Origin of the sequence: Lentibacillus sp. (assembly GCF_035301925.1) — a bacterium.
Classification (GTDB): Bacteria; Bacillota; Bacilli; order Bacillales; family Amphibacillaceae; genus Lentibacillus.
On the sequence record NZ_DATGTI010000081.1, the window covers coordinates 1 to 3,139 of the forward strand.

The following is a 3,139-nucleotide window of genomic DNA, read 5'->3' on the forward strand; positions in this document are numbered from 1 at the left end:
ATTTAAAACAGCGGATTTGTGTGATGAATATTCCAACGAATTAGCTATCTGCAAACAACCGTTGATTTCCTATGGGAGGAAAAAGGCAAAGGTGAAAAAGATATAACCCTGTCATTTGGGGATGTTCAGTGGAAACCTGGGGATTTTGCATATGCTGATGAAGACGGAATTGTTATTTCAGAGAAGAGGCTGATTTAAGCTCAAAACATCGCCTCTATTTTGCTGTTTTATCTTAAATCCATCTGCCCTTAAAACAGGCAGATGGATTTTTTTATATCTATTTTAATCCTCACACTACAGCACAAATAGACTTCCCGCCGTTCAGCACCCGGTCAACCTCCTGAGCAATCAGCATGGCTGTACGGGACTGCGCTTCATCAGTCAAACCGGCAATGTGCGGGGATAACCGGATTGATTCGACCTGTGCAAGCGCTGAGTCTTGCTCAACCGGTTCCTTTTCCAGGACATCAAGGTATGCGCCGGCGATCTTTTCCGACTGAACAGCATCAACCAGATCCTGTTCATGGACAATACCGCCCCTGGCCGAATTGATGACATAAGCATGCCGCTTCATCTTGGATAATTTATCTTTGTTAATCATATGTTTGGTCGACTTGGTCAGCGGAACATGAACCGAGACAAAATCTGATTCACTTAGCAGTTCATCCAGTGTTTCAGCAGGACGGACGCCCGTCTCCGCCAATATATGGTCAAAAGGGGCAACGAACGGATCATAGCCAATGACATTCATGCCAAACGCTTTGGCCCTCCTCGCTACACGATTGGCAATTTCGCCCATCCCGACAAGTCCGAGAGTCCGTTTATTCAACTCATAGCCCGTGAAAAACTTGCGATCCCAATTTCCCTTACGCACATCGGCATCAGCATCCGAGAGCGGACGGGACGCATCCAGCATTGCCGCCATCACATATTCCGCAACAGAAGTGGCATTCGCATTTTTTGCAGAAATGACCGGCATGTTTCGCTCTTTCGCAGCCTCCAGATCAATGTTATCCAGCCCGACACCAAGCCGTCCGATGACTCTGGCTTTTTTTGCGGCATCAAGAAATTCAGAGTCTACACGCGTTTCATTCCGCACGATCAAGGCATCATAGTCCGGCAGCAGTTTCAGCAATTCCTCCCTTTTCCGGCTAAGTTCCATATCGTAATCCACGGTATAGCCAAGCCGTCTGAGCTCTTCGATACCGTCTTCCCACATCAGTTCGGTTACGAGGATTTTCATAGCATTCACTCCTTGTAAGTATGGTCAACTTTGCCTATGTATCTATTTCTGATTTTTCCATAATATAAACAGTATTGCAACGATTTAAGGTGCTCCTTACTAAATATATGCGAGTAGCTGAAGGGGGATGCTCGTGACAAAGTTCAGCTTCTGCAGGGTTAGGACTCATTTCTCGTGAATCCTTTATGTTTTGGTCCTTAAACGGATGTGATAAGATAATAGTTGTGATAATTTACTAATTTTTGTGTAAAGCGAGGTTGGATAAATGCGAGTTGCAGGCATCTCCGGCAGCATTCGGGATGATTCTTACAATAGCATGCTGCTGAAAAACATCAAGGAACATTATGCAAGTCACTTCGATTTGGAAATTGTCAAAATCGATAAGCTGCCCCTGTTCAATCAGGCAGAAGAACTGGACCCGCCCGAGGTCGTCAAAACGTTTAAAAATCAGATTGCCGAATATGACGGTGTCCTCTTTTCAACACCTGAATATAACTGGTCTGTTCCAGGTGTCTTGAAAAACAGCCTGGACTGGCTGTCACGCGGCGAACGTCCGATGATAAGCAAACCGGTCATGGTTGTCGGTGCATCAATCAGCCTGATGGGAACGATCCGTGCACAAATGGACTTGCGCCGCATATTGAGTGCTCCCGGGTTATCAGCACGTGTGCTTCAGCCCGCACAAAGCGAAGTGTTGATAACTCAGGCACATGAGAAGTTTGATGAGAATGGTCAATTGACGGATGAGGTAACGTTAGCTGTTGTAGAAAAAGCTGTGAAAAATTTCAGCGAGATGCTGAAAAAAGGATGAATTAAGCACTCGGGTATTGCTTCAACTTATGCTAGAGCTTTAGATACACGGAGAAGACCGATCTTAATGCGTCCGAAGAAAGCAAAAACATGCGCGACACGTCAATTTGTGGGGGAAAATCGTCAATTTGAACAGAGGCTAGCGCGACTTCTGCGAGAACAGTTCAAACTTGTGCGAGAGGGGAGCAAACTTGTGCGGGATCGTCGTAAACTTATGCGGGAACCCCATCAACTTGAGCGGGAATGGCTTTAGCTTGAGCGGGAAACTCAAAAACTTGTGCAACACCCTCCCAAACTTGTGCAGCGACTGTAACAACTTGTGCGGGAAATTCCGGTGCGCACCCTTAAATTCATCACAACAATAAAGGAACAGGGGCGATACAGCATCCCTGTTCCTTTTCTTGATTATTCTCTTGGTATGCCTTCAAGCCATTTATCAACTTGATCAGGATTGTTTTCTATATAATCCTGCACAACCTTGGCAGGATCCTGATCTTCCGCATGAACTTTCGGCATCATTTCGTTAATCATATCATAGTTTTCATTATATTGCTCGAGCACTTTGTAGGCTCTTGGGGCGTCTTCTTTCAAACCTTTGCGGGCTACCGTATAGATCTGGTCACCTTCTCCGCCATAAATTTCCTTTGGATCCTCAAGCATTTTCAAATCCATCGTACCGAAAATCCAATGTGGTTTCCACAGTGGCACAATAATCGGCTCTTCATTCTCAGCGGCTGACTGCAGTGTTGTAAGCATTGCCGCTTCTGAACTTGATGTCAGCTCCCAATTGTCCAGACCGTACGCCTCAAATGCTTCTTGGGTATTTTGCATAATCCCGGCGCCTGGATCGATTCCGGTAACAGTCCAGTCGACTGATTCACCGAGTTCCTTATTACCTTTCAAATCTTCAATTGAATTGACATCTTCCATGTAACTTGGAACAGCCAAGGCCAATGGCGCCTTATCAAGAACTTGCTTGACTTTAACAATATCTTCGCTGTACTTTTCCCAATACGGAGCATGTGTCGCCGGAAGCCATGCAGATGTATGGAAATCAGTTGACCCATCAGCAACACTGGACCACAT

General features: G+C 45.7%; 3 protein-coding genes and 1 pseudogene. 2 read left to right on the plus strand and 2 right to left on the minus strand.

The genetic code is table 11. The features are described 5' to 3' along the window. Nucleotides 1-78 precede the first annotated feature (78 nt). Nucleotides 79-198: pseudogene (locus VK080_RS06980) on the plus strand (S-adenosylmethionine--2-demethylmenaquinone methyltransferase); the annotation flags it as partial. A gap of 91 nt (nucleotides 199-289) precedes the next feature. Here the strand turns inward: VK080_RS06980 and VK080_RS06985 are convergent. Beyond that, nucleotides 290-1,243 carry a hydroxyacid dehydrogenase gene (locus tag VK080_RS06985; RefSeq protein ID WP_324224053.1) on the minus strand — a complete coding sequence of 318 codons (954 nt, stop codon included), beginning with the start codon at nucleotides 1,241-1,243 and terminating at the stop codon, nucleotides 290-292. Nucleotides 1,244-1,508: 265 nt separating this feature from the next. Here VK080_RS06985 and VK080_RS06990 point away from each other — a divergent pair, with 265 nt between their 5' ends. Beyond that, nucleotides 1,509-2,054 (plus strand): NADPH-dependent FMN reductase, encoded by a 546-nt coding sequence (locus tag VK080_RS06990; RefSeq protein WP_324224054.1) that lies wholly within the window; start codon nucleotides 1,509-1,511, stop codon nucleotides 2,052-2,054. A 404-nt stretch (nucleotides 2,055-2,458) separates the two neighbouring features. On the opposite strand, the gene VK080_RS06995 is transcribed toward VK080_RS06990, so the two are convergent. Continuing rightward, the coding region (locus VK080_RS06995) for a glycine betaine ABC transporter substrate-binding protein (RefSeq protein ID WP_324224055.1) at nucleotides 2,459-3,139 on the minus strand (681 nt) is incomplete at its 5' end.